Origin of the sequence: Clostridium sp. HBUAS56010 (assembly GCF_007115105.1) — a bacterium.
Lineage (GTDB): Bacteria > Bacillota > Clostridia > Lachnospirales > Lachnospiraceae > Lacrimispora.
The window spans coordinates 44,058-68,668 of sequence record NZ_SULJ01000007.1 but is presented as its reverse complement, the minus strand read 5'-3'; the positions used below and the strand labels follow the sequence as shown (position 1 = coordinate 68,668).

23 protein-coding genes are annotated in these 24,611 nt (G+C 40.6%); 6 read left to right on the top strand and 17 right to left on the bottom strand.

Annotated elements, in window-relative coordinates:
* Nucleotides 1-743 (top strand): collagen-like protein (locus FAY33_RS20085; protein WP_185967606.1); only part of this gene is annotated, 743 nt, incomplete at its 5' end.
* Between the two features lie 292 nt (nt 744-1,035).
* Here FAY33_RS20085 and FAY33_RS12195 read toward each other — a convergent pair.
* The 8 genes from FAY33_RS12195 to FAY33_RS12160 all read right to left on the bottom strand — a co-directional run bounded on the left by FAY33_RS12195 (nt 1,036) and on the right by FAY33_RS12160 (nt 7,772).
* Complete coding sequence (locus FAY33_RS12195; protein WP_143321505.1) at nt 1,036-1,431, bottom strand: hypothetical protein; 396 nt, start codon at nt 1,429-1,431, stop codon at nt 1,036-1,038.
* A gap of 178 nt (nt 1,432-1,609) precedes the next feature.
* Entirely contained in the window at nt 1,610-2,098 is a 489-nt protein-coding gene (locus tag FAY33_RS12190) for a hypothetical protein (protein ID WP_143321504.1), read from the bottom strand.
* 164 nt (nt 2,099-2,262) lie between these two features.
* Nucleotides 2,263-2,499, bottom strand: coding sequence for an ATP-binding protein (locus FAY33_RS12185; RefSeq protein WP_347562693.1), 237 nt, complete (start codon nt 2,497-2,499; stop codon nt 2,263-2,265).
* Nucleotides 2,500-3,091: 592 nt separating this feature from the next.
* A complete protein-coding gene (lysS, locus tag FAY33_RS12180) occupies nt 3,092-4,597 on the bottom strand; it encodes a lysine--tRNA ligase (RefSeq protein WP_143321503.1) in 1,506 nt (501 codons plus the stop codon).
* 116 nt (nt 4,598-4,713) lie between these two features.
* On the bottom strand, nt 4,714-5,196 hold the full coding sequence (gene greA / locus FAY33_RS12175) for a transcription elongation factor GreA (RefSeq protein WP_143321502.1): 483 nt from the start codon (nt 5,194-5,196) through the stop codon (nt 4,714-4,716).
* A 98-nt stretch (nt 5,197-5,294) separates the two neighbouring features.
* The gene (gene dusB, locus FAY33_RS12170) at nt 5,295-6,263 is read right to left on the bottom strand and encodes a tRNA dihydrouridine synthase DusB (protein ID WP_143321501.1); all 969 of its coding nucleotides are present in this window, start codon (nt 6,261-6,263) and stop codon (nt 5,295-5,297) included.
* On the bottom strand, nt 6,253-6,615 hold the full coding sequence (locus tag FAY33_RS12165; RefSeq protein WP_143321500.1) for a DUF6145 family protein: 363 nt from the start codon (nt 6,613-6,615) through the stop codon (nt 6,253-6,255). Before FAY33_RS12165 ends, dusB begins: the two co-directional genes overlap by 11 nt.
* Before the next feature lie 149 nt (nt 6,616-6,764).
* A complete protein-coding gene (locus tag FAY33_RS12160; RefSeq protein ID WP_143321499.1) occupies nt 6,765-7,772 on the bottom strand; it encodes a LacI family DNA-binding transcriptional regulator in 1,008 nt (335 codons plus the stop codon).
* 320 nt (nt 7,773-8,092) lie between these two features.
* Here FAY33_RS12160 and FAY33_RS12155 point away from each other — a divergent pair, with 320 nt between their 5' ends.
* Together FAY33_RS12155 and FAY33_RS12150 are read left to right on the top strand one after the other, a co-directional pair.
* On the top strand, nt 8,093-9,574 hold the full coding sequence (locus FAY33_RS12155; RefSeq protein WP_143321498.1) for an altronate dehydratase family protein: 1,482 nt from the start codon (nt 8,093-8,095) through the stop codon (nt 9,572-9,574).
* Between the two features lie 36 nt (nt 9,575-9,610).
* Entirely contained in the window at nt 9,611-11,101 is a 1,491-nt protein-coding gene (locus FAY33_RS12150; RefSeq protein ID WP_143321497.1) for a tagaturonate reductase, read from the top strand.
* 104 nt (nt 11,102-11,205) lie between these two features.
* Here FAY33_RS12150 and FAY33_RS12145 read toward each other — a convergent pair whose 3' ends face one another.
* The 6 genes from FAY33_RS12145 to FAY33_RS12120 all read right to left on the bottom strand — a co-directional run bounded on the left by FAY33_RS12145 (nt 11,206) and on the right by FAY33_RS12120 (nt 17,575).
* A complete protein-coding gene (locus FAY33_RS12145; RefSeq protein WP_143321496.1) occupies nt 11,206-12,036 on the bottom strand; it encodes a sugar phosphate isomerase/epimerase family protein in 831 nt (276 codons plus the stop codon).
* Nucleotides 12,037-12,051: 15 nt separating this feature from the next.
* On the bottom strand, nt 12,052-13,605 hold the full coding sequence (locus FAY33_RS12140; protein ID WP_143321495.1) for a glycoside hydrolase family 28 protein: 1,554 nt from the start codon (nt 13,603-13,605) through the stop codon (nt 12,052-12,054).
* Between the two features lie 78 nt (nt 13,606-13,683).
* Nucleotides 13,684-14,535, bottom strand: a complete 852-nt coding sequence (locus FAY33_RS12135; RefSeq protein WP_143321494.1) for a carbohydrate ABC transporter permease — start codon at nt 14,533-14,535, stop codon at nt 13,684-13,686.
* Between the two features lie 5 nt (nt 14,536-14,540).
* Nucleotides 14,541-15,440 carry a sugar ABC transporter permease gene (locus FAY33_RS12130; RefSeq protein WP_143321493.1) on the bottom strand — a complete coding sequence of 300 codons (900 nt, stop codon included), beginning with the start codon at nt 15,438-15,440 and terminating at the stop codon, nt 14,541-14,543.
* Nucleotides 15,441-15,445: 5 nt separating this feature from the next.
* Nucleotides 15,446-16,105 carry a hypothetical protein gene (locus FAY33_RS12125; protein WP_143321492.1) on the bottom strand — a complete coding sequence of 220 codons (660 nt, stop codon included), beginning with the start codon at nt 16,103-16,105 and terminating at the stop codon, nt 15,446-15,448.
* 90 nt (nt 16,106-16,195) lie between these two features.
* A complete protein-coding gene (locus tag FAY33_RS12120) occupies nt 16,196-17,575 on the bottom strand; it encodes an ABC transporter substrate-binding protein (RefSeq protein ID WP_143321491.1) in 1,380 nt (459 codons plus the stop codon).
* Between the two features lie 237 nt (nt 17,576-17,812).
* Here FAY33_RS12120 and FAY33_RS12115 point away from each other — a divergent pair, with 237 nt between their 5' ends.
* Complete coding sequence (locus tag FAY33_RS12115) at nt 17,813-18,679, top strand: AraC family transcriptional regulator (protein WP_143321490.1); 867 nt, start codon at nt 17,813-17,815, stop codon at nt 18,677-18,679.
* A gap of 52 nt (nt 18,680-18,731) precedes the next feature.
* On the opposite strand, the gene FAY33_RS12110 is transcribed toward FAY33_RS12115, so the two are convergent.
* A complete protein-coding gene (locus FAY33_RS12110; protein ID WP_143321489.1) occupies nt 18,732-19,868 on the bottom strand; it encodes a glycoside hydrolase family 88 protein in 1,137 nt (378 codons plus the stop codon).
* 54 nt (nt 19,869-19,922) lie between these two features.
* Entirely contained in the window at nt 19,923-20,930 is a 1,008-nt protein-coding gene (locus FAY33_RS12105) for a LacI family DNA-binding transcriptional regulator (RefSeq protein ID WP_143321488.1), read from the bottom strand.
* A 379-nt stretch (nt 20,931-21,309) separates the two neighbouring features.
* Here FAY33_RS12105 and FAY33_RS12100 point away from each other — a divergent pair, with 379 nt between their 5' ends.
* On the top strand, nt 21,310-22,641 hold the full coding sequence (locus FAY33_RS12100; protein WP_347562692.1) for an ABC transporter substrate-binding protein: 1,332 nt from the start codon (nt 21,310-21,312) through the stop codon (nt 22,639-22,641).
* A 36-nt stretch (nt 22,642-22,677) separates the two neighbouring features.
* Complete coding sequence (locus tag FAY33_RS12095; protein ID WP_143321486.1) at nt 22,678-23,514, top strand: alpha/beta hydrolase; 837 nt, start codon at nt 22,678-22,680, stop codon at nt 23,512-23,514.
* A 69-nt stretch (nt 23,515-23,583) separates the two neighbouring features.
* On the opposite strand, the gene pfkA is transcribed toward FAY33_RS12095, so the two are convergent.
* Nucleotides 23,584-24,558: a 6-phosphofructokinase gene (gene pfkA / locus FAY33_RS12090; RefSeq protein ID WP_143321485.1), complete on the bottom strand. Its 975-nt coding sequence runs from the start codon at nt 24,556-24,558 to the stop codon at nt 23,584-23,586.
* Nucleotides 24,559-24,611 lie beyond the last annotated feature (53 nt).

Sequence of the window (24,611 nt, the reverse complement as noted above, 5' to 3'; positions counted from 1 at the left end):
CTACTGGCGACACCGGACCTACCGGTGACACTGGGCCTACTGGCGACACCGGACCTACCGGTGACACTGGGCCTACTGGCGACACTGGGCCTACCGGCGACACTGGGCCTACTGGCGACACCGGACCTACCGGTGACACTGGGCCTACTGGCGACACTGGGCCTACTGGCGAAACAGGACCCACTGGAGCCGCAGCTAGCAGCACCTTCTTAATTCCTTATTCTACTGGCTATGCAGCAATTGCTACTCCAACTATCAATGCAGCAGGTGAATCACTTCGAGTCGCTGTCACTGGTTTTGGGGAAAGCGGACTAAACATTGCATTAGATGCTCCAAACGGTAACACCTTTACACCGGCTGTTGCTGACGACTGGTATATGTTTACACTGCCAGCAGATATCATTATAAGAAAAATAATTGCATCTGTTGTAAATGGAGTTGCAATAAACCTTACTGCTTACAGTGACTTAATTCCTTACCTGGTTATTGCCAGTGCACCGGCAAACACAAAAAATTACACCTTTATTCCAGAAACACAATTTGATATAGCTCCTATCAGTGGCGGGGTAAACCACCCAATATTTAATACAATTGTACAAGGAGAATCCGATGATCTGGAAGTTCAAATAGCAAAAGGAACACAAGTTATAATTTGTATGGGGCTTAGGATGCCAGGTACTCCATCACTGGCCTTGGCACCAACAATGGTTTTCAATGGTGGAATTATTGCTGAATTTGCTTAAATAACAATTTTGTATCTTCCATCCGGAGCCATTGCAAAATAAGTGAGCAATCATGTATGGCGCAATGGCTCCTTTTCTCTGCAAATAAAAAACGGATTCCTAAGAACCCACCTTTCATCCTGTTGCAGAAAAATCAACCAAGTGCTGACTTTTTGACCGTCTCAGTTCCTCTAAATATAGTTAAAGCACCCTAACTATGTTCATTTGTCACTAAGCCATCATTACAATATTTTAAGTATAATATCTAATCCCGAAAAATCATTAATACCTTTTCACATCTATTTTCTTTCTCTCATTGAGTATCAGCATCTATAGCAAATATACAGCCCCAAGCAATAAAAGCAATCCAGCATCTTGAAATAAAAGGCATATATCCAATCGTAATATATCCAAACAGTTTCAAAACAAGAAAAACAATATATATTATCATACATAAAATATCAGTCAATTTAAAAATCCTTTTTTGTAATTTCGATACTTGAATACTAAATAATTTAACAACTATTGTTGCAAAACAAGAAGAAAGAAAAAAATAAAAAAGAGGAATTGCAACAAAACTATAGATTAAATTAAGAATAATATTTATGTTTCTATAATATAAGGCTGTCTCATAATACTTCATAAATAATAGACAAAACATAGATCCTAGTGCTAATATCGTTTCACTATTAATTTTATACTTTTTCATCACTTCATCTTCTCCTTAAAGATTTCATTTGATATATAAATACTTCTTTTTACTCCTGCACTATTGAAGTTGCATAAATTTATCTTTTTAACTTTCAGGTACGACGAACTTCACTGCCAAAAATGTGCTTCATTTATGTATTGTAAATAGTATGCATAAATTGTTGTTTATTTCTATCTTACGTCAATAATCTCACACCAGTAGAGTTTCTATATTTCAAAAATAATCCTTCCTGATATATCAATTTCTGTAATAGTTGAACAACTTCGTCAGTTGGTTTATAAAAACTAACTGAAAACTCACCATCCATGCTCATAAGAAATTGAGGTTCTGTAAAAAGAATCTTTACCGAAGAAAAATCCTTTGATATAATTTTTTCTATTATATATGCTAATTTTTCAGGAGAACTATTTCTTATATTTACATCAAAAGAAATCTCATACTCCAAATCAATGGATATTGGAGATTCAATCAGATAAATCTCACAAGGAAAGAAATAAATCAATTTTAAAGCAATACGGGATATCTTTTTTGCGTATAAAGGAAGATAAGTGGTTTCAAAATATTCCTCTAATTCCAGAAATTTTACATCTGATGTTTCATATGGTATAAAATCAATATAGTAATACTCGTCCAAATCTTGAAGTGAATCAATTAAATCATACATAAAAAATAGCTCCTCATACGATATATAAAACTCAACTTTCTTTTATAACTGAATAATATGTTTTATTATCAACTAATACTCTTTTAGGTGATATGATATTAACTGTTTTTTGCAACCCCAAAGTGTAACAAAGTGCAAAGAAAAAGTGTAACACCCTAGAGAGTTTATTTAGTTGCTGAATCTTTCATTAGTGAATGTTCAAATCTCCAGCTGTCTCTGTCAAAAACAATGAGGTGGCTGTGATGAACCAGACGGTCGATAAGTGCCGCTGTCAGCTGATCATCATAGAAGATTCCATTCCATTTACTGAATTCTATATTTGTTGTAATAATCAGGCTGCGTTTTTCGTAACAGTCTGCAATTACCTGAAATAATAACTGGGAACCTTTTGATAGTTTCATAGTGATAGCCTGTCCGGCGCATGATTTCACGGATAGAAATCCCTTCACTTTCGTAGAGACGTTTGATATACTTGATATCATCCATTGATAACATTCCTTTCTTCCTCCTTAAGTTCTCGACAAACATAAGGATAATGGATTTGGAAGGGTGTTACAATGGATTTTTTTATGCAAGTAGTGTTACACTTTTGGATTGCATTTCGTTACAGTTTTATTTTACATTAAACAGACAAGATACCGGCTTGTTAAAATCCCCTTCCGCATTTGATAATGCCAACATAATCTTTTTCAACATAAATGTTCCCCTTTTTGTCAAGTATTTTCTCTTATCTACAATTAATCCCTTTTTTCATACTTCTTTCGCCACTACTTTCTTTATATACTTGTTAAGTCTAATTCAAAATTTGTATTACTATAATAATACCTTGTTAACTATTTTATCTAAAGAAAAAGGAGACTGCAATCCGCAATCTCCTTTTTTCAGTCAGTTTTCTACCGACCCCTTTTATTTAGGCGTAAACTGGGCGTAAAAAACTTTTTTGGCCATACTTATTCCTTTTTAATCAAACAAATTTAAGTATCCTTATATCGTTTACTTCTCAAGTGACTTCATCGTCGGGAACAACAGTACATCCCTAATTGCATAAGAATCGGTTAACAGCATAACAAACCGGTCAATTCCGATTCCGATTCCGCCTGTCGGTGGCATACCGATCATCAGTGCATTGACAAAATCATCATCCATGGAATTAGCTTCATCATCACCAGCAGCAAGCAGTGCTTCCTGGGCTTTGAACCGTTCAATCTGATCCAGAGGATCATTCAGTTCAGAATAAGCATTTGCCATCTCACGCTTTGTAATAAATAACTCAAAACGTTCTGTATATTCCGGATCTTCCGGTTTCTTCTTCGTAAGAGGAGAAATCTCCACCGGATGGTCAATAATAAAGGTGGGCTGAACCAGATGTTCTTCCACAAATTCCTCAAAAAGAAGGCTTAAAATATCTCCCTTCTTATGACGGGCTTCGTAAGAAACATGATACTGATCTGCCAGTGCCTTTGCTTCTTCATCTGTATGAATCTGTGTGAAATCAATGTCCTTATACTTTTTCAAGGCATCTATCATGGAGATTCTCTCAAAAGGCTTGGATAAATCAATGTCCACACCATCATAGGTTATCTGGGCAGTACCGAGAACTTCCATGGCAACGGAACGGAATAAACCTTCCACCAGATCCATCATGCCATGGTAATCTGTATATGCCTGATAAAGTTCCAATAATGTAAACTCCGGATTATGACGGGTATCAACTCCTTCATTACGGAACACACGCCCAATCTCATAAACTCTCTCCAAACCGCCTACAATCAGACGTTTTAAATAAAGTTCCAGGGAAATACGAAGCTTTACATCTTCATCAAGAGCATTGTAATGGGTCTCAAATGGTCTTGCTGCGGCTCCGCCTGCATTGGCAACCAGCATCGGTGTCTCTACTTCCATAAAGCCCTTGGCATCCAGATGATTACGGATAGACTTGATAATCTGAGATCTCTTCACAAAGGTATCCTTCACTTCCGGATTCATGATCAGATCCACATATCTTTGTCTGTAACGAAGGTCCGTATTGGTCAGTCCGTGGAACTTCTCCGGAAGAATCTGAAGACTCTTGGAAAGAAGCTGAACGCTTTCTGCATGAATGGAAACCTCACCTGTCTTGGTTGTAAATGCTGTACCTTTTAATCCTATAATATCGCCGATATCCAGCTTCTTAAAATCTTTGTAACTCTCTTCTCCAATGCTGTCTCTTGCAACATAAGACTGTATACTTCCCTTTAAATCCTGAATGTTGCAAAAAGAAGCTTTTCCCATTACACGTTTGGACATCAGACGTCCTGCAACAGCAACTTCCTTGCCTTCCCACTGATCATAATGGTCCTTGATTTCACTGCTGTGAACTGTCACATCGTATTTTGTAACCTTAAACGGATCTTTCCCTGTATCCTGAAGTTCTGCCAGCTTTTCGCGGCGGACCTTCAGTAAATGGTTTAAATCCTCTTCTGTAACCTGATTCTGGTTTTGATTCTGCTGTTCTGCCACCTGTTTTCACTCCTTTGTGAACTATAATAAGAAAGTTCGCTTTGCCTGACGGCTCTTCCACGGTTGTTTATCAGAGCTCAGCCCGCACTATGCCTGACTTCGCTGTGTAAATTATGCTATGATACTCTCTGGATCTCCAGTACCTTATACTGAATTACTCCAGACTGTGTCTCTACCTCTACCACATCTCCCACTTTCTTACCGATCAATGCCTGACCTACGGGAGATTCATTGGAAATCTTATTCTGAAGGCTGTTGGCCTCTGTGGAACCTACGATCTTGAATTCCATCTCTTCGTCTTCATCCACCTCGTAAACTTTTACCTTACAGCCAATATTAATCTTATCTAAATCAATTTCATCTTCTACAACAACTTCTGCGTTTTTGAGCAGTTTTTCCAGTTCTTCAATACGCAGTTCAATATCTCTTTGCTCATCCTTGGCAGCATCATACTCAGCATTCTCAGATAAGTCACCCTGTTCCCGGGCTTCCTTAATTTTCTGGGCTACTTCTTTTCTCTTAACTACCTTTAAATTATGAAGCTCATCTTCGTATCTTTTAAGACCTTCGTAGGTTATAATATTTTTCTTATCTACCATGGTTTTCGATTCCTCCTGGTTTCTTTTCGCTCATTCGCATTCCAGATATTATAGCGTAAACATCTGAAAATGTCAAGAATTCTGCTTGGTTTTCGTGGTTACAAAGCTCCAATTCTTTCTGCCACAAACTGCTTTAATTCGTCCATGGTTTCCACCTGGTTGATATCATTTCTCAGTCGGGCAGAATGAGGCAGTCCTGCAGTATACCATGCCATATGTTTGCGCATCTCCCGCATGGAAATTTCCTCACCTTTTAACTTCATCTGCATACCTGCATGCCGGAGAATCATCTCACTGATCTCTCTGGGAGCCGGGTCAGGAAGTAAGTCTCCTGTCTCCAGATAATGCAGAGTTTTTGAAAAAATCCAGGGATTTCCCCTGGCACCTCTTCCAATCATAATTCCGTCGCAGCCAGTCTGATCAAGAAGCGCTCTGGCATCCTCCGGTTTAAACACATCACCATTGCCGATTACCGGAATGGAGACCGCTTCTTTTACTTTTCTTATAATACTCCAGTCGGCGGTCCCTGAGTAAAGCTGCTCTCTGGTCCGTCCATGAACTGCAACTGCAGCAACACCACAGCTTTCTGCCATTTTGGCAAATTCTGCTGCATTCACACTTTCTTCAGTAAATCCTTTCCTGAATTTGACTGTAACAGGCTTTTTTACTGCTTTTACCATAGCCGTAAGAATCCGCTCTGCCAGTTTCATATCCTTCATCAGGGCAGATCCTTCCCCATTGTTAACAATTTTAGGAACCGGACAACCCATGTTGATATCAAAAAATGCAAAAGGACCGGATTCAATCTGAACGGCCATCGCTGCCATAATATCCGGATCCGAACCAAACAACTGGACGCTGACAGGGCCTTCCCCATCCGCCACTTCCAAAAGTTCTTTTGTGTTCCTGTTCTTATATAAGATCGCTTTTGCGCTGACCATCTCCGTCACCGCCATACCACAGCCCTGTTCTCTGCAGAGAAAACGAAATGGCAGGTCTGTAACTCCTGCCATCGGCGCCAGTATGAGGTTATTGTCAAGCGTCACATCTCCAATTTTAAGCTTCACTTTCTGTCACTCCGTTTTCCAGTTCTTCTCCAAGAAAAAACACCCGGAAATACATCTCTAAGGATTCCAGCAGTTCTCTCTTTTCACGCTGATACTGCTTGATCTTTAAAACACTTCCAATCTCATCAAAAAGATAATCACCTTCTGGTGCTGTCACCTTAAATTCCAGGGTTCCTTCCTTATCAAACTCCAGCATTAAAATACCGCCTACATCCTCGGTGTAAAGCACACACATAATCTGCAGTTCCTGTCTGATATTTTCCGGAAGGCTGGAGAACTGCTGGTTGAAAAAATATTTCTGTTCATAGGAATTAGCACCGCACAGCACCACATTTTCTCCATCATACTCCATCTTTATTCCTGCCACCATTCTTTTTGTATTTGTACCGGACAATTTCTATTCCGAAAACACACAGATAGGACAAGGCAGCCCTTGTCCTTAAATATTCCATATATTTTACTGGTTTTATATTGTAGCATAAGCCTTCCGAAAAGACAAGGTTAAAAATCAGTTGTACAACGCTTCATCAATTTACATGGAATCTTATTATCCCGGATGACTTCATTTGCATTGCCATGGAGGACTTTCATCATGTTGCAGATTGTCAGATCACATATCTCTTCTACTTTATTGTCCACAGAAGACAGCTCCGGATCACTGCACACCGAAAGTGCAGAATTATTAAAGCCTGTGACACACAAATCCTGTGGAATCTTTAACAGCTTTGAATTAGCATACTTGATGGCACCCACGGCAAGACCGTCATCAGTGGCAACGACACTGTCAAAATCCAAATCCCGGCGTTCCAGAAGAATATCCCGGACTGTATGAATCCTGTTCTTTACATAAAGCTTTAAATCTCCAAGTACAGGAAGCCCATGACTTTTCAGCGCATCCTCATACCCTTCCAGCTTCTGGGTTGCACTGTAGGAATGGGAATCACAGAGGAACAGAATTCTCTTTCTTCCCCGCTCAATCATCTGACTGGTTACATCAAAAGTTGCCTGGTAATCATCCCCGTAAGCACAGTAAACATTTTCCTGATCCAGATATCCGTTAATTAAAAATACAGGGATTTGTTTTGCCGCATCCCGGATATACTGGACAAGAGCCTCTGCTTCACCTGCCCCTGCATAAATGGAGCCTACCATAATCAGTGCATCCACTCTTTTTGCAAGAAGAAGGCTCACATACTTTTCCTTTGTGGACTGCTCAAATCCGCTGCAGCATAAAATGCAGTCATACCCGTGTTCATGCATACGGCTTTCTAATCGTGCTACGGCTGTTGACATATAAGCATCGGATATATCAGGACATAAAATTCCAATAGTCTTCATGGAATCAAGACCAAGTCCTCTGGCAAACACATTAGGTGTATAGCCGTACTCTTCCATAATGGTCCTGACTTTCTGCTTGGTCTTCTGGCTGACCCGCGGACTGTCATTTACCACCCTGGATACCGTGGCAATTGAAACTCCTGCAAGTTGTGCAATATCATAAATATTCATTGTAGTCCCTCATACACTATATATTTCAATGACTGTAAGGAAGCTTTCCTCCAATTTAAAAGAGCGTAAGCGCTTACACTTTTATCGGTCAATTATACAGGAAACTTTCAGATAAAGCAACTGTTATTCCTATCATTGTAATGAGAAAAGAACCAGCCCTGTTCATACTCTATTCTTTTATACTAAAAGAAAAATCCTTTCTTTTCCCTTTCCCTATTGACTAAGTTGTCAAAATGGTGTATGTTTTATGTAAGTACTTACATTGCATGTATTTATCAACAAAAATAAAAAAACTGGTACCAAGAAAGGAAAGGAAGCTTATGCAGGATTTTATCAAAATTCATCCCGACGATAACGTTGCTGTTGCCTTAAAACCGCTGGCCTCCGGCACAGTACAGGAAGTAGGTTCCGCATCAGTAACACTTCTGGAAGATATCCCTCAGGGACACAAGTTCGCACTTACCGATATACCTGCAGGCTCATTCGTCATGAAATACGGCTATGCCATTGGTGTAGCAAAGGAGAATATTGCGACAGGGGCCTGGATTCACACACACAATTTAAAGACTGGTTTAGGTGATTTACTCACTTACACATATGACAAAAAGGATACAAATCTTGCACCTACCGAAGACCGCACTTTTTTAGGATACCGCAGACCAACTGGAAAAGTAGGTGTCCGCAATGAGATCTGGATTATTCCAACCGTTGGATGCGTGAATAAGATTGCTCAGGCAATTGAACGGGCATCTCAGAAGTATGTGACCGGTTCTATTGATGAAGTTGCTGCTTTCCCTCACCCATATGGTTGTTCCCAGATGGGCGATGACCAGGAATATACAAGAACCATTCTTGCAGACTTAATCAATCATCCCAATGCCGGCGGTGTTCTGGTTCTTGGACTTGGCTGTGAAAACAGTAATATCCAGGAATTAAAGCGCTACATTGGAGATTATGATGAACGCAGAGTCAAATTCCTTGTTGCACAGGAATCTGACGATGAGATGGAAGATTCCATGGAACTGATTGAACAGCTTGCAGAATATGCTTCTACATTCCAAAGAGAACCAATCAGCTGCAGCGAATTAGTAATCGGTATGAAATGCGGCGGTTCCGATGGCTTATCCGGTATTACAGCCAACCCAACTGTAGGTGCGTTTTCTGATCTGCTGGTTTCAAAAGGCGGAACTACCATGCTTACAGAGGTTCCTGAGATGTTTGGTGCAGAGACTCTTCTTATGAACCGCTGTAAAGATGAAGAGACATTTGAAAAAACCGTAGAATTAATCAACGATTTTAAAAATTATTTTACAAGCCACAACCAGACCATTTACGAGAATCCATCTCCAGGTAACAAAAAAGGCGGTATCTCCACCCTGGAAGATAAATCTTTAGGATGTGTCCAGAAGTCAGGAAGCGCTACCATTGTAGATGTATTAAAATATGGTGACCCGGTTCAGACAAAGGGACTCAATCTTTTAAGTTCTCCTGGTAATGATTTAGTTGCTGCTACTGCACTTGCTGCTTCCGGTGCCCATATTGTTTTATTTACCACTGGACGCGGAACACCATTTGCCTGTCCGGTACCAACCATGAAGATTGCCACCAACACTGCTCTCAGCACAAAAAAGAGCAACTGGATTGATTTTAACTGTGGTGTTCTGATTGAAGGAACTGATATGGATACTCTTAAGAACCAGCTCTTTGATTTTGTAATTGAAGTTGCTTCCGGTAAGAAAGTCAAGTCTGAAGAAGCAGGCTTCCATGATATGGCAATCTTTAAACGGGGCGTGACTTTATAATATATTTATGCACAAGGAAAAAGGAGATTAATTTCAATGGAAAAGTTATGTTATGCAACACTGGAAAAACAGGGCTATGACGGTTATCTTTTAAAAGATGCACCAGAGCGTGTACTGCAGTTTGGCGAAGGAAACTTTTTAAGAGCTTTCGTTGATTACTTTATTGATATGCTTAATGAAAAGACCGGTTTTAATTCCAAAGTAGTATTATGCCAGCCTATCGCTCCAGGTCTTGCAGATATGATCAACGAGCAGGAAGGTCTTTATACCCTCTTCCTCCGTGGATTCGAGAATGGTCAGAAAGTAAATCAGAAACGTGTGATCTCCTGCGTAAGCAGATGTTTAAATCCTTATAAGGATTATGAAACGGTTCTTGCCTGCGCAGAGAATCCGGATCTCCGCTACATTGCATGTAATACAACCGAAGCAGGAATTCAGTACGATCCTTCCTGCCAGTTCACTGATGTTCCAGCCGACAGCTACCCTGGAAAACTGACACAATTCTTATACAGAAGATTTGAGAAGTTTGGAAAGGAAGCTGGAAAAGGATTTGTAATTCTCTCCTGCGAGCTGATTGACAATAACGGAAAAGAACTGGAAAAATGCGTGTTAAAATACGCAGAACAGTGGAACCTTGGTGAAGCGTTCATCAACTGGATTAAAGCAGAGAATATCTTCTGCTCCACTTTAGTAGACCGTATTGTAACTGGATATCCAAGAAATGAAGCTGCAGCTATCTGTGAAGAATTAGGATACCAGGATAACATCATCAATACAGGCGAAATCTTCGGTTTCTGGGTTATTGAAGGACCTGAGAGCTTAAAGAAAGAACTTCCATTTGAAAAAGCCGGTCTTCCTGTATTAATCTGTGATGATCACAAACCATACAAACAGAGAAAAGTCCGCATCTTAAACGGTGCCCATACTTCCTTTGTATTAGGTGCTTACCTTGCAGGACAGGATATTGTCCGCAACTGTATGGATGACGAAGTAATCCAGGGCTTTATGAATAAGACCATCTATGATGAGATCATTCCTACTCTCACCCTTCCAAAAGAAGAGCTGAAGAGCTTTGCAGCCTCTGTTACAGAACGTTTTAAAAATCCATTTATTGATCACGCACTCCTTGCAATCTCTTTAAACTCCACCTCTAAGTGGAAAGCAAGAGTTATGCCTTCTTTTAAAGGCTATGTTGATAAAACAGGATCACTTCCAAAATGTATTACTGCATCTTTTGCATTCTACATTGCATTCTATCACGGCATGACCTTAACCGAAGATGGTCTTGTAGCAACACGTCCTGCCGGCAATGAATATACGGTAAAAGATGATAAACCTGTTTTACAGTTCTTCTATGATCACAGAAATGATAATGCAAAGACACTCGCTCATGCAGTCTGCAGCAACGTTGATTTCTGGGATGAAGATTTAAGCAAAATTGCCGGATTTGAAGAGGCAGTTGCCGGATACTTAAAAGATATTGAAGAAAAAGGCGCTTATGAAGTAATGAAAGATTGCCAGAAATAATAGATCTATTATTTAATACTGCTGCAAAGTGGCTCATTCTGAACCAGTTTGCAGCAGTATTTTTAATTTAGAAAGTTTCAGATCGTTTTTCTATTCAGACAATATTAGAACTTGTAATCTTCAAGAAATTTTCTTGACCATTCTGCATTATCTGGTTTACTGTCCTCAATTGTCATCTGGATAAAAGGCTTGTCTTTTTTTACAAAATTCAGAATTGTATTGTACTTCATGGTACCGGTTCCCGGAGCACTGGAAACAACACGGTCGCCCTCTACAACAAAATCCTTCATATGAACCACATCAGTATATATTCCCAGATCTTCAATGGCTTCTATAATTACCTTCTCATACTCCACACTGTTTTCTGCAGAAAGAAGATTCACTGGATCTAAAATGATTCTTAAATTAGGAGAATCAATCTCCTTTAATACCTTTAATGCCTGTTTTGAATCATACACAATATGTTTCCACACTGGTTCAATTGCCATAATTACGCCGAACTTTTCCGCACACTCCACAACCGGACGCAGATTCCGAATGAAAGTCTGCAGGGACTCTTCTGTATGGCTCTCCGGTACATAGCGGTATTCCGCATTGGGGGCGCCAGTTTCTGTTCCAACTACACTGCATCCCAACATAGAAGCAAAACGAAGGTGTGCAAAGTAACGTTCCTGGATTTTCTTAATTTCTACCGGATCTGGATGAGCCAGATTCAGATAACATCCTAACACTGCAATGTCCATATCATATTTTTCAAATAATTTGCGCAGGTACGTGGCATAGCCTGGTGTCAGAGCAGTATCATCTACAGAGTGATCTTTCACTGTCTTGGATAGTGCCAGATGAACACAGGTAAATCCTTGCTCATGAGCAGTCTTTACCCTCTCTTCTATCGTTCCTGGTGCAACGTCATGTAACCGGATCCCAATTTGCATAATAAAACTCCTCCTCTATTTTATTTCATAATTATCCACATTTGATATATCAAATGCCTGTCCTTCCTGACCGGAAACTTTCACATCTTCACAGATCAGAGTTTCAACATTGTTGATTAAAAAGCCTTTTTTACAACAGTCTTCCATGCCGCTTAACATAGCAGGTTTTCCCTCCTTTGCATCATCTGCAAAAGAAACCTCTACATTCTTTAATTCAATGCGCTCAATCTTCTGTTCTGGTAGTCCGTAAAAGAAGGAGGCTGCCACATGGCAGTTTCTGGCTCTAATATTGGTAAAATACAGTTTTTTAATGGCAGGTGTCCGCTCATCAACAGGAAGCGCTTCCCGGGACTGCACATATTCTGATTTTCCATCCGGATCACAGAAATAAAAGCAATTAACTACAAAAGGAGTCATCACATTATCCATACTGATATGATCAAAGTATATCTCTGAAAGTACAGAATCCTTTCCACGACCTCTTCTGGTTTTAATCCTGAGGCCTCTGTCCGTATGGCGGAACAGACAGTATTCCACATGGATATTCTTTACGCCCGCCCCTACTTCACTTCCTACTGTGACAGCCCCATGGCCGTCTTCCATCAGACACTGGCGGATTGTAATATTCTCGGAAGGAACTTTATATCTTTTTCCCATATAAATCTTACCGGATTTAATGGCGATACAATCATCTCCAAGCGAAAAATGCAGACCTAAAATCTCTACATTTTTACAGGATTCAGGATCTAATCCATCTGTATTGTGAGAATTAGCAGGATTATTAATTGTCAGATCAATAAACTTTAAATTCTCACTGAAATATGGATGAAGAACCCATGCCGGACTGTCTTTTAAGAAAAATCCCTGAAGGCTTACATTTTTGCATCGTTCTAAAAATACCATACGAGGGCGGTATGCAATCTTCATCTGCCGTACATTGTGCCACCAGTTATCAAAGTCAGCCTGTCCATTGATCAGACCTCTTCCATAGATTACCACATCTTCCACATCAATACCAGTTATAATTCCAGCAAACATAGGAAGTGGATTTCCCTCCCATGTACCAAGATTATAATCTTCTTTTTCATCATAACTTTCAATCATACCAGGAAATCTGGGAAATTTATTGCGGTCGATATCTGCCCGAAGCTCTGCACCTTCCGCAATCTCAAGTTTTATATGGCTTTTTAAAAACAGACTTGTAATCAGGTAAACACCCTTTGGAATCAAGACTCTTCCATCTTTAGGGCAAGCCATGATTGCTGCCTGGATGAAAGAAGTATCATCCTGGCTTCCGTCTCCCTTTGCACCGACTTCACGAACATTAATGGTAACAAATTCATAATCTGTACGGAAGCTTATCTCCGCCTTTTTTCCATCTCTTTCCAGACAAATCGTATAGTCTGTATCTGGCTTTAAATCAAATAAAGAAAATACAACCTTTTCGGTCTCTGCATAACGCTCTCCATTGACATAAATAGTTCCAGGGGTATTAAATTCATAAATCTGTTCTGTCATTGTTTCAATCGTTACAGAACGTGCGGTCTTTAAAGCAACTCTAAGTTTCATTCTGACTTAACCTCGCATTTTCTTTTTCGTATATTCAAAAAGGGCGCAGCAATAAAAACTACGCCCATTTTTATAAAATTAGCCTTTTACGCCACCTGCAGCGATACCATCAATAAATGCATCCTGTGCACAGAAGAACACGATCAAAGATGGAATGATAGAAATTAAAGACATTGCCAACACTCTGTTCCACTGGAATCCGACATCACCATCCATGGACATGCGCAAGTATATGGAGTTTGTATATTTGGGCATATCGGAGATATAAATTAAGGGACCCATGAAATCGTTGCTGGTCCACATAAACTGGAACAGTGCAACAGAAACCAGGGAAGGTTTTAACATTGGAACAATGACATACCACAATGTTTTAATGGAGTTACAGCCATCAATTCTGGCAGCCTCTTCCAGTTCTCTCGGAACACCTCTTAAAAACTGCACTAACATAAATAAGAAATAAGTGTCTCCTGCAAATAATGCTGGAATAACAAGGGGAAGGTAAGAATTGAGCCAGCCCCACTGGTTGAACATAATGTACTGTGGTGCATTTAAAACTACCTGTGGTAAAAACAGAGTTGAGATCATTAAAGCAAAGAGAATCTTCTTTCCTTTAAACTCAAAGCGCCCAAAGCCATATGCTGTAATGGTTGCAGAGATAACCGTAAAAATAACTTTTGGAACTACAATTTTGTAGGTATTCAGCATGGACTTAATCAGATTGATCTTTCCGCCGTAATCAACGAATGCTGTTTCATATCCTTCCATAACCGGGTTCTTTGGAACGAACCATGCACTGGTAAATATCTCTGAGTTTGTCTTAAATGTAGCACCAACCATCCAGATTAGGGGATATATCATAATAATTCCCACTACGACAAGCATGGTATAGCGGATTACTGAACTGATTTTTCTTTTTGTTTCTTTCGTCATGTCTTTTACCTCCCGTCCTCATCTGAATAATAAACCCATTTTTTCTGGCTTATAAATGCTACAGCCGTAAAGGTCATGACAATAAGGAACAAAATCCATGCCTGCGCACTGGCCATACCCATTTTATGACGCAAGAACGCATTGTTATAAATCAAAATAGAAATCAGGGTTGTTGCTCCGTTTGGTCCTCCCTTTGTTACAAGGAAAGGTCCGTTAAACTCCTGGAATGCCTGACATAACTGAGTAATCAGATTATAGAAAATAACCGGTGTAATTAAAGGTACTGTGATATGAAAGAACTGTGTCCATTTACCAGCTCCGTCAATAGAAGCTGCTTCATACAGATCTTCTGATACACCTTTTAGGGCTGCCAGGAAAATAACCATGGCAGAACCAAACTGCCATACTCTAAGAAGTACAATAACCATCAGAGCTCCGTTTGGAGTTGCCATCCAGTTAATCTTTTCTCCGCCAAAGAAACTAATTACCGTATTAATCAGACCATCGGTATTAAATACCGCTCTCCATAAAATTGCAATGGCAATAGAACCACCCAGAATGGAAGGAATATAATATGCAGTTCTGAAAAAATTAACGCCTTTTAATTTAAAATTCAGAATATATGCAATGAACAATGCAAACATAAGTTTTAATGGAACATCAAAAACTGCAAATTTAAATGTTACATAAAACGCTCTTCTGATATCAGAATCTGTGAAAATCTTTTCATAGTTCATTAGACCTGCCTTTGTGACACCATTGAACAGATCATAGTTTGTAAAGCTGTAGTACAGTGAAGAAGCGAACGGATAAACCTTAAAAAGTATAAATCCAATCAGCCACGGTAATACGAAAAAGAATCCTGCATTTTCCGCCAGGAACTTATGAATACCTTTAGACTTCATACTGCTTATACCTCCTGTTTTTTAAGTATTGTATACTGAGCCCGAATCATATCTTCCAATCCATTGCCCATTTTATTATCGTTCCCCGCGATAGTCTGCCATGCACTTTCCCCGAAATTACTGTATTTCTCCTTTTGAAGAACATCAATGTTACATGCCTTCAAAACGGAATAACCAATCTCCAAAATTTCAGAAGAATCGGTGAGGTTTTTTATCTTCTCCTTGACTATAACCTTAAACAAATCTTTTAATTCCCTATAATATTCATAGATTTCCTCTGACATCTGATTGATTGTTTCAATCAAAGCAATAAGGTCCGTCCCTGTAAAGGACTCTTTATTACGAAACATAGCAGTAATCTGGTTATAATGTTCTTTTCTCTTATACTTTGTCTCATATGCGGTAACAAATGGCATAAGATCCACAGTCCATTCTTTTGAATTAACTGCTGACTCAATCTTCTGTCTGTATTCCTCATTGCCTGTTTGCTCTAAAGCGAAAAAATATGCCAGATAATCCTGCATCGGCAGACCGGCTGCCGTCCCTTCAATCCCGGTTAAATGGGTCATTACAAACTCCTTACAGGCTTCGATGCCACTCGCCTCATACATCTGTATTGCTCCCATTAGCTGGTATGGTTTTAATGTTTCGTTTCTACATTCCATGACTTGTCTGCCCTTTTCTCTACGGGAGCCGCCATATTTGCATGGCGGCTCGTATGAATAATTACTGCATCTTAACTATCTGTTAAAAAATCAGTTTTCTAATGTATCAGTAACACCTTTAATCAATTCACTTGCTGCCTGCTTGGAATCCAGCTCACCAGAACTTAATTTACCAAATACTTTGTAGTAAACGCCATCTGGATTGGCTTTCAAGTCATTGTGCTCAAACTTGCTATCCAGCGTAAACTTGCTGTAATCCATAACCTTTGTATTGGCTTCAATGGTCAGGGCATCGCCAAGTTTATTAGCTTCAAGAATTTTTAATCCAGCCTTAGAACAAGGAATTCCTCTCTCTGTAGAACTGATCTTAACGCCTTCCTCTTCATTTAAAAGGAAATTAATCAGCATAGCTGCTTCTTTTGGATGTTTTGAGTTGCCTGCAACTGCAAATGCCATGGATATCTTTGTAAATCCGCCGTTGTTATCCCCCATCTTAACAAAATCACCAACGACAAATTCCTGACCAGGCTTATTCACACTGCCTTCCAGTGCTGTTTTGAACTTAGAAGCGGAAGAATCCCACTCAAAAATTCCAGCATATTTACCATCAATCCATTTTGCATTCTTATCAAGAGAATCAGCCATATCACCGTCAATCGTTGCCTGTTTCGGAATGACATGTTTTTCTTCAAGCTCGTTGATAAAGTTCATACCGTCTGTTACTTCTTCTTCGGTATAATTGATCGCCCCATCTTCTACCCAGTTTTTACCATACTTGGATTCCAGATAATATACCATTAAGATCGTACGGTCATACTGACCAAGAGCCAATGGATACATATCAGGATCTTTTGCTTTAAATGCTGCTCCTGCTGCATACAAAGAATCAAGATCTGTAGGAATTGCAACTCCTACTTCGTCAAAGACAGTTTTATTCCAGTAGAACAGACGTCCTGTCAGAGAAATCGGAACAGCCATTAACTTCTTGTCCACCTTACATAAGTCAAGGCTCTCCGGAGAAAACTGTGTCAGATCAAGTACATCGGAATAATCCTCCAGATTGGCAAATGATTTTCCTCCCTGGCTGTATGACTCGATCCAGTTCCAGTTGATCTGCATTACATCTGCTGCATTGCCGCCTACGATATTCAAAGACTGTTTCTCTTCCCAGCCAGTCCAGGCACCGTATTCGGGTGTAACCTTAATGTTTGGATACTTCTCTTCAAAGGCTTTGATCGCCTCCTCTGTTGCTGCATGTCTGGAATCTCCACCCCACCATGAAAACCTGAGTTCAACTGGCTCTCCTGAAGCAGTACCTGAATCTGCTGCTGAAGTTGTCTCTGCTGTCTTGCTTGCATCTGCGGCACTGGTAGAATCTGTCGTACTGCTTTTGCTTGTTCCGCAGGCAGATAAAGACATAGCCATAACAGTCGCTAACCCCATCGCTGTCCACTGTTTGATTTTTCTCATCTTTTTCTCTCCTTTTTCTTTCCCCCAGACGATTTGACGTCTGAGTTCTTAAAAAGCCCAATGAAATTTTACACATTTCGACAATTATCTACCCTTCTGCGTAAGCGCTTACACTGTGCTTTTTTAATATTATAACATCAAACTTTTGATAATTCATTTCAAATACAGCACAAAACATTGCAAATATTGACATCCTATGTTATTATTTTAGTAATATTGCCAAGGAGATTATAATTTATGAAAGTACTTACCTCATATTCAGACGGAATTGACCACTGCATGGCTGCCAAATACTTCTCTATTGCACATCTCCACAAAGAATCCGGCGTATTAAGCATGCACAGCCACCGTTGTTATGAATTATATTTTTCAATCAGCGGAGGCCGGACTTTCTTTATTGATGATAGGAATTACCGCATAGAACCGGGTGATTTATTCATGATTAACCATCAGGAGAAGCATCAGATCATTCAGATGGACAGTTCTATTCCTCACGAACGATATGCCATTTTTATTGATCCAGCTTATTTAAAGACTATCTCTACCCAGAACACGGATTTAACCTACTGTTTTACTCAAAGGCCTGAGAAATTCTCTCACCGGATCGCCCTGACTCAGGGACAGCAGAGACGGTTTACCTACTATATTAACAAATTATCCATGAAGGAAGGGTTTGGACTGGATATCGAAGAACGTTCCGCCTTTGCAGAATTTATGGTTTTTATTACAAAGATAGCGATTAATGCTGCTTCAGGGGATCAGACAGAAAACCAGAGACAGTATTTCAACAGCAAAGTGGCTGATATTATTACATATATTCATCATAACATTGATTCCACATTAAGCATTGGAGAAATCGCAGCCCATTTTTATCTCAGTTCCTCTTATCTATGCAGGCTGTTTAAAAAAGGGACCGGCACCACCATCAATTCCTATATTACCAACCGCCGCATTCAACTTGCGCAGACACTCCTTGCAGGAGGCTACAGTGTCAATGAAGTCTACAGCATGTGCGGATTTAATGATTACAGCAATTTTTTTAAGGCATTTACAAAAAAGACTGGTATTTCTCCCAAAAAGTTTGCCCAGAACAGTCTCAGTTAAACGAAAAAAGAGGATTGGCACCTGAATATCTGCCGATCCTCTTTTTGTATTATTAAGAATTAAATTCCCAGCCGGTACGCTTCATCTCCGTATAGGCAAGGAGGAATGGGCCTACGCCCTTTGCATCATCTTTTACAATTGGTTCTGACATATAGTAATCAAATGTGCCGTTTCTCTTATCCTTTCCTCCAAGTCCTGCTACGAGACAGATTCCGCCAAGGCTCATATTGCCCTTTTCCATGTGAAGATATTTACTGCAGATACCCTCAAATGCTTTTTTTCCATATTGCCCATAAGATTTAGGAAGGTAGCCCAGACGTACTCCCTTTAAAATGGCATATGAGAAGATGGCACTGCCGCTGGTCTCCAGATAATTAGGTTCAATTCCTCCATAATTCACAATCTGATACCACATTCCGCTCTCATCCTGGTATTTTAACATGGAATCAATCAAACTTACAAATGCTTCTTTCAGCCCTTTCAGTTCTTCTGCATCAGAAGCGTCCGCTTTATCCAAAGTGTCCAGAAGAGCCATGGAATACCAGCCCAGTGCACGCAGCCAGAAATGCTGGGATAAACCGGTCACTTTATCACACCAGAACATCTCCCGTTCAGAATCATAAGCATGATAATAAAGACCTGTTTTCTTATCTTTCATGGCTTTTTCTACGTTTTCAAACTGCAGGTAAATGTCTTTACAGTTCTTCTTATTATTGAAGCGGGTCTCATATTCCATATAAAAAGGCTGGCACATATAAAGCCCATCAAGCCACACCTGGTTCGGATATATGTTCTTATGCCAGAAACTTCCCGCTTTTGTCCGGGGCATCATTCCGATCTGGCTATAAATCACATCAATGGCTTTTCTATATTTTTCTTTGCCGGTAAGATCATAGAGTTCAAACAGGGTTTTTCCTGCATTGATATGATCAATATTCTTCTCCTCAACGTTATAATCTGCAATACTTCCGTCTTCTCTTACGCGGTAATCAATGAAAGAGTCCGCAAAATCCAGATATTTTGAGTCTTTTGTAATGCTATACATCTCTAAAACTGCTTTAATCATACAGCCGTCTATGTAGTTCCAGCCAGATCCCCCCCCATGAAGGATTTTCTCAATGTTCCAGACCGGACGGTCGGGAGTGCTTTTCTCCAGTAGCTCATTGATGTACATTTCAATTGCATCCATGCTTGTCTTCCTCTCTTTTCTTTCTTGTCTGAACTTACGTTTTTTGGGTGTTTCTTAAAGTACCTGAATCATGCTCTGATTTCTTACGGTATCCCTGACCACCAGACGGTTCTCCAACCAGATGTCATCTGGACGAACTCCCTCTTCCATATAGGAAAGAAGCATCTTAGTCCCTTCCACTGCAAGCTTTGTGACACTGCGCTCTACGGTTGTCAGTCTTATATTAGCATAACTGGAAATATCAAGGTTGTCAAACCCTGTAACGGAAATATCATCGGGAACATGAAATCCCCTCTCTGAAATCGCATTGACTGCTCCCACCGCCATCTCATCATTAAAACACAGCAAGGCAGTGAGATCTTTATGGCAGTCAAGAAGCCTTCCTGCTGCCATTCTTCCGCTGTTATAACGGTAGTTTCCATATTCCACCGGAATCCGTTCCCATTCAAATCCCCTTCTTTTTACTGCCTGCTTCCAGCCTTCATGACGAAGTTTTGTGACCTCCAGACCCGGATCTCCCTCAATAACCCCAATTTTTTGATGACCATTTTGTAACAGATAATCCATGATCTTGTCCATTCCAGCCCTTTCATCCGTGACGACTGCCGGAATATCAAAGGAACTTTTACGGCAGACGGCTACCATCGGAATCCCCTTTTTCCATGCTTCCTCCATAAATTCGCCATCCCAGTCTCCCTGGGACATAATGAGAAGGCCGTCAAAATTGCTCCGGTTCAGCGTGCCCGGTTCATGAATATCCATTGCTTTCACAATGACATGGTACCGGCTTCCAATCACGCTGTATACACCAGTCAGCACATTGTGAAGTACAAAAGGCGATGTAGACGGGTTAATCGTAGAAAAGCAAAGACCAATATTACGAGATCTGGATTTCTTTAATGTGACTGCCGCCTGATTGGGAACATATCCAAGAGCATGAGCAATCTCCAGAATCTTTTTCTTCTTTGTTTCTTCTACAGAGCCGCTGTCATTTAAAGCTCTGGAAACCATAGAATACGAAACACCTGCATAAACGGCAATGTCCTTTATTGTTACTGCCATTGTTCCCCTCCCCTTTCGGGCTTATCATATCATCGTTTCTTTTATTTGTCATCTCTCAGTTTGTATTTCACTGCAAAGGTTTGCAAATCAAAGCTCTTTTTTTGTATATTATGTATGCTACAAACAAGTATTTTTGTTTTTCATTGTACTATATTAATTATTGAGCAAAAAACCTTTCCATTTTCAAGGGAAATATAGCTTTCATTTGGATAATATTCCTAATAATTTATTCTTTTTTTATTCACTTTTCACCTTTTATCTTTTTTAACTTATGGTAATATAGTTGGAGTGTGTAAGTGCTTACACTTACGCACAGCTGCAGCAAAACGCTGCGAACACCTACTAGAATATAGGGCAGAAAGAAAGTGAGGAACAAATTATGAAAAAAAAGCTGGCCAAAGTTACAGCAATCGCATTGGCATCTGTTATGGCTTTATCTTTAACAGCATGCGGTGGCTCTAAGGGCAAAGCAGACAACAGCAACTCTGACTCAGGGGATGAAGTAAATCTTCGTGTCGCCTGGTGGGGTGGTGATGACAGACATACCGCTACAGAAGAAGCTATTAAGAAATTTATGGAGAAAAACCCAAATATCAAAGTTTCCACCGAATATGGTGCATGGACAGGCTGGGAGGAGAAACAGTCTCTTAGTATTTTAAGCGGCGAATCTGCTGATATTCTTCAGATCGGTTCCAACTGGGTACATGATTACAGCAAAGGCGGAGAATCTTATTTAGATCTTTACCAGTATAAAGATGTTCTTGATTTAAGCCAGTTCCCTGAAGACAAATTAAAATCAAATGAAGTAAACGGAAAACTGATGGCAGTTCCTATCTCTTTAACCGGACGTTTATTCTACTGGAACAAGTCCACATTTGATGAAGTTGGTGTTCCACTTCCAACAGATGAAGCTTCTCTCTTAGCTGCAGGTGCTGCATTTAAGGCATTTGACAACGATTATTATCCACTCGCTATGGGTGAATATGACCGTTCTATCTTCCTTGTATACTACCTCCAGTCCAAATATGGAAAAGAATGGATTGAAGATGGAAAGTTAAACTACACGGAAGCTGAGATCAAAGAAGGTATGGATTTCATCAAGAACTTAGAAGATAATCATGTTCTTCCTACCATCGCAACAATTCAGGGCGATATGGCTGACTCTCTTGACAAGAATGCAAAATGGATTGACGGAAAGTATGCAGGAATTCTGGAATGGGATTCCGGTGTATCCAAAGTAAAAGCTGCCTTGGAAGGAAGTATCAATAAGCCAGGACAGGAATTTGTTATTGGTGATTTCATTAAATTAGGCGATTACAACGGTGGATCAACGAAGATTTCCATGGATTTTGCGATTAAAGCAAACACAAAGCATCCAAAAGAAGCTGCCATGTTATTAAACTATCTGTTGAATGATCCAGAAGCAATTGAAATCTTATCCACCACCCGTGGGGTTCCCTGTTCTGAAGCTGCTCTGAAAGTTCTGGAGGAGAAAAACATCGGCGATCCTATGACCAAAGAAGCCAATGCAAAATTACTTGGATTCAGCAAATTTATTCAGGATCCACAGTTTGATAACAGTGAATTAAAGGCAAACCCAGACGGATTATACTACAAAGTATTTGGTAAATTAAGCGCTGGAGACATTGATTCTGCAGAAGCTGCAAAGACTTTATACAAAGGCGTTGTAGACGTTCTGGAAGAAAACTAATCCATTAGAATTTCAAGAAGGGACCGGAAAGAGATTATGAAGCAGTTAACACAAAAGATTTTTATTTCAGAGGAACAGGCCGGGCAGAAAAAATCGTCTGCTCCTGCCGCCTTACATGCTTATCTCCTTGATTCCATGTCCGTTTCCAATGACCGCAGACGCCCGGCAGTAATTATCTGCCCGGGCGGCGGTTACGGACATCTGTCAGACCGGGAAGGGGAACCGGTAGCCATGCAGTTTCTATCCATGGGCTATCATGCTTTTGTATTAAGTTACAGCCTGGCACCAGACCGTTTTCCTTATCCGCAGATGGAACTGGCAGCCGCAGTGGCTCTGGTGCGCTCCCGTGCATCGGAATGGCTGATTGATCCGGATAAGATTATTGTGGCTGGTTTTTCTGCCGGCGGTCATTTAGCCTGCAGCCTTGGAGCATTCTGGAATCAGGAATTTCTCTATGGACCACTTCATTTAAGTGCCGAAGAGGTTCGTCCAAATGGTCTGATTCTTGGTTATCCCGTAGTTTCTTCCGGTCCATTCTGCCATCCTGGTTCTTTTATTAATTTATTAGGACAAAAGGCGGACGACGAGATGACAAGGCGCCTGGTTTCCCTGGAACATCAGGTTGGAGCACATACTCCAAAGACATTTATCTGGCACACTTCTACAGATCAGGCAGTTCCTGTTAAAAACAGCTATCTGCTGGCAGATGCGCTGACGGAACATGGAGTCAATGTGGAGATGCACATTTATCCCATCGGCTGCCATGGTTTGTCTCTTGCAACCAGAGAGGTATCAGGTGCAGACGGCAGATATGTGGAACCCCGGTGTCAAAGCTGGGTATCTCTGGTTCACACCTGGATGAAAAACTTATAATAAAGCAAAAAGACGTTTTGAACTGGATCTTCCCGCTCAAAACGTCTTTTTATTTGAAATACACTTCTTTTATCTCACCAGCATCTTACTGATCTGATACTGGTCTTCCGGAATATCCTTTGTCATGCCAAGGGCTTCCTGAATATCAAAATCCACATAATCACCATGCTTATATCCAATGACACGGTTGCTTTTGCCTTCGCAGAGAAGTTCTACAGCTCTGGCTCCCATGATGGAGGCATAGACACGGTCCTTGCAGGTAGGCGCACCGCCCCGCTGCATATGACCAAGTATGGTGGCTCTGGTCTCAATACCAGTTGCCGCCTCAATTCTTCTCGCCATAGAAGCAGAATGTCCAATTCCCTCTGCATTGATAATAATGTGATGCTTTTTACCACGTTTTCTGTTATCAATGATCCGGTTGATCAGAGACTGCTCATCGCCGTCATACCGCTCGGGAAGAAGAATGTCCTCAGCACCGTTGGCAAACCCGCACCAAAGAGCAATATATCCGGCATTACGTCCCATTACTTCAATGATGCTGCACCGCTCATGGGAGGTAGATGTATCACGGACTTTATCAATGGCTTCCATCGCTGTGTTCACAGCAGTGTCAAAGCCAATGGTATAATCCGTACATGCAATATCCAAATCAATGGTTCCCGGAAGTCCAATGGTGTTAATCCCAAGTGCGGAAAGCTTACCGGCTCCCCGGAAAGAACCGTCACCGCCGATTACAACCATACCGTCAATGTTGTGCTTCCGGCAGATCTCAGCACCCTGTTTCTGTCCTTCGGCAGTGGTGAATTCCTGGCATCTGGCAGTGTAGAGAATGGTGCCGCCGCGGTGAATGATATCGGACACACTGGTACTGTCCATATCCACGATCTCTTCTTGTAAAAGACCTGCATATCCTCTCATGATTCCTTTCACCTTCAGCCCTTTATGGATAGCAGTCCTGACAACAGCACGGATCGCAGCATTCATACCTGGTGCATCGCCGCCGCTGGTTAATACGCCGATGGTTTTCACTTGATTTGCCATAGTAACTTCCTCCTGATTTACGGATATCTATTTTTGTTTGTTTTTCATTCCAT

What these genes read in the sequence shown, in the direction of transcription:
- FAY33_RS12195 (WP_143321505.1), bottom strand. Translation starts at nt 1,431, where the DNA reads ATGAAAAAGTATAAAATTAATAGTGAAACGATATTAGCACTAGGATCT.
- FAY33_RS12190 (WP_143321504.1), bottom strand. Translation starts at nt 2,098, where the DNA reads ATGTATGATTTAATTGATTCACTTCAAGATTTGGACGAGTATTACTAT.
- FAY33_RS12185 (WP_347562693.1), bottom strand. Translation starts at nt 2,499, where the DNA reads ATGAAACTATCAAAAGGTTCCCAGTTATTATTTCAGGTAATTGCAGAC.
- greA (WP_143321502.1), bottom strand. Translation starts at nt 5,196, where the DNA reads ATGGTAGATAAGAAAAATATTATAACCTACGAAGGTCTTAAAAGATAC.
- FAY33_RS12165 (WP_143321500.1), bottom strand. Translation starts at nt 6,615, where the DNA reads ATGGAGTATGATGGAGAAAATGTGGTGCTGTGCGGTGCTAATTCCTAT.
- FAY33_RS12160 (WP_143321499.1), bottom strand. Translation starts at nt 7,772, where the DNA reads ATGAATATTTATGATATTGCACAACTTGCAGGAGTTTCAATTGCCACG.
- FAY33_RS12155 (WP_143321498.1), top strand. Translation starts at nt 8,093, where the DNA reads ATGCAGGATTTTATCAAAATTCATCCCGACGATAACGTTGCTGTTGCC.
- FAY33_RS12150 (WP_143321497.1), top strand. Translation starts at nt 9,611, where the DNA reads ATGGAAAAGTTATGTTATGCAACACTGGAAAAACAGGGCTATGACGGT.
- FAY33_RS12145 (WP_143321496.1), bottom strand. Translation starts at nt 12,036, where the DNA reads ATGCAAATTGGGATCCGGTTACATGACGTTGCACCAGGAACGATAGAA.
- FAY33_RS12140 (WP_143321495.1), bottom strand. Translation starts at nt 13,605, where the DNA reads ATGAAACTTAGAGTTGCTTTAAAGACCGCACGTTCTGTAACGATTGAA.
- FAY33_RS12135 (WP_143321494.1), bottom strand. Translation starts at nt 14,535, where the DNA reads ATGACGAAAGAAACAAAAAGAAAAATCAGTTCAGTAATCCGCTATACC.
- FAY33_RS12130 (WP_143321493.1), bottom strand. Translation starts at nt 15,440, where the DNA reads ATGAAGTCTAAAGGTATTCATAAGTTCCTGGCGGAAAATGCAGGATTC.
- FAY33_RS12125 (WP_143321492.1), bottom strand. Translation starts at nt 16,105, where the DNA reads ATGGAATGTAGAAACGAAACATTAAAACCATACCAGCTAATGGGAGCA.
- FAY33_RS12120 (WP_143321491.1), bottom strand. Translation starts at nt 17,575, where the DNA reads ATGAGAAAAATCAAACAGTGGACAGCGATGGGGTTAGCGACTGTTATG.
- FAY33_RS12115 (WP_143321490.1), top strand. Translation starts at nt 17,813, where the DNA reads ATGAAAGTACTTACCTCATATTCAGACGGAATTGACCACTGCATGGCT.
- FAY33_RS12110 (WP_143321489.1), bottom strand. Translation starts at nt 19,868, where the DNA reads ATGGATGCAATTGAAATGTACATCAATGAGCTACTGGAGAAAAGCACT.
- FAY33_RS12105 (WP_143321488.1), bottom strand. Translation starts at nt 20,930, where the DNA reads ATGGCAGTAACAATAAAGGACATTGCCGTTTATGCAGGTGTTTCGTAT.
- FAY33_RS12100 (WP_347562692.1), top strand. Translation starts at nt 21,310, where the DNA reads ATGAAAAAAAAGCTGGCCAAAGTTACAGCAATCGCATTGGCATCTGTT.
- FAY33_RS12095 (WP_143321486.1), top strand. Translation starts at nt 22,678, where the DNA reads ATGAAGCAGTTAACACAAAAGATTTTTATTTCAGAGGAACAGGCCGGG.
- pfkA (WP_143321485.1), bottom strand. Translation starts at nt 24,558, where the DNA reads ATGGCAAATCAAGTGAAAACCATCGGCGTATTAACCAGCGGCGGCGAT.